Origin of the sequence: Streptomyces albipurpureus (assembly GCF_023701525.1) — a bacterium.
Taxonomy (GTDB): domain Bacteria; phylum Actinomycetota; class Actinomycetes; order Streptomycetales; family Streptomycetaceae; genus Streptomyces; species Streptomyces albipurpureus.
The window spans coordinates 1-1,800 of sequence record NZ_JAMQAW010000048.1; the positions used below are offsets into that span (position 1 = coordinate 1).

At 68.3% G+C, this 1,800-nt stretch carries 1 pseudogene; it reads right to left on the minus strand.

Going from position 1 to position 1,800, the window contains the following annotated elements:
* Positions 1 to 1,784: pseudogene (locus tag NBG84_RS31660) on the minus strand (MDR/SDR family oxidoreductase); the annotation flags it as partial.
* Positions 1,785 to 1,800: the final 16 nt, after the last annotated feature.

Consider the following 1,800-nt stretch of genomic DNA (forward strand, 5'->3'; position numbering starts at 1 on the left):
AGAAAGACACTCGCCGCCGCATAATTCCCCTGACCCGCACTCCCCACAACACCCGCAAACGACGAAAACACAACAAACTCAGCAAGACCCAACCCACGAGTCAACTCATGCAAATACCACGCAGCATCAACCTTCGGACGAAACACACTCTCAACCCGCTCGGGGGTCATAGCAGTGATCGTTCCGTCGTCGAGTACGCCGGCGGCGTGCACGACCCCAGTGAGCGGATGCTCTTCAGGGATTGCCGCCAACAGCGCGGCGAGGGCGTCGCGGTCGGCGGTGTCGCAGGCGGCGATGGTTACCTGAACACCCAACTCGTGCAGCTCGGCGGCGAGTTCGGGCGCGCCCGGAGCTTCCAGGCCACGCCGACTGACCAGCAGCAGATGACGGGCCTGCCGAGCCACCGCGTAATGGCGGGCGAACAGGGAACCCAGCGTGCCCGTGCCCCCAGTGATCAGGACCGTGCCCTCCGGGTCCCGCTCCGGGGGCATGGTCAGGACGAGCTTCCCGGTGTGCTGGGCCTGGCTGACCACGCGGAACGCCTCAGGCGCTTGCCGGATGTCCCATGTCCGAAGCGGCGAAAACGTGAGCGCACCGCGCTCGAACAGCGCGACGATCTCAGCCAGCATCTGCTGGAACCAATCCGGATCCGCGAGAGCCGCCTCGGCCAGGTCGAACGCTTGGTACTCCACACCGGGATGGGCTTCGGCCACCTCCTGGGGATCGCGGATGTCGGTCTTGCCCATCTCGACGAACCGCCCGCCGCGCGGCAACGACCGCAGCGAGGCATCCACGAACTCCCCGGCCAGACAGTCCAGGACCACGTCCATGCCCCGGCCCTCGGTGGCCGACAGGAACCGTTGCTCGAACTCCAGCGTCCGCGACGAGGCGATGTGCTCGTCGTCAAGGCCGGAATCCCGTAGGGCGGCCCACTTGCCGGTGCTCGCCGTACCGAACACCTCCGCGCCAAGGTGCCGCGCCAACTGCACCGCGGCCATCCCCACACCACCGGCGGCAGCGTGCACCAGCAGCGACTCACCCGGCCGCAGCCCCGCCAGGTTGACCAGGCCGTGGTACGCGGTCGCGAACACCATCGGCACCGACGCCGCGTCCTCGAACGACCAACCGTGAGGAATCCGCACGACCAGGCGATGATCGGTGACCGCCACAGGGCCGAACGCCCCCGGCACCATCCCCATCACTCGGTCACCCGGCCGCACTGCGGTCACGTCCGAGCCGACCTCCGTCACCACCCCGGCGCCCTCCATCCCCATGGAGGCATCACCCGGATAGACACCGAGCGCGATCAGAACGTCCCGGAAGTTGAGACCGGCCGCCCGCACCGCGACCCGGACCTGATGCGGCAGCAACGGCTCCACCACCTCAGGGGCCGCCACCAGAGACAGCGCGTCCAAAGTCCCGCGGCTGGTCACGTCAAGGCGCCACTCCGCCTCCCCCTCCGGAGGCGTCAGCGCACCACCGGCCTCGGCCGCCCGAACGAGCCGCGGCACCAGAACCTCTCCTCCACGCACCGCGAACTGCGGCTCGCCGCAGACGAGTGCGGCAGGCAGGGCCCGGAGGGAACGCTCATCCTCATCGACGTCGACGAGAACGAATCGGCCCGGGTTCTCCGTCTGCGCCGTACGCAACAGACCCCACACCGGCGCCAAGACGAGATCCGGCCGCTCCGCACCACCGACCGCCACCGCACCACGAGTGACCATCACCAGCCGTGTGTCGGTCAGTCGTTCGTCGGCCAGCCATGCCTGGATCATGTCCAGGGCGTAGTGCACCGTGTCG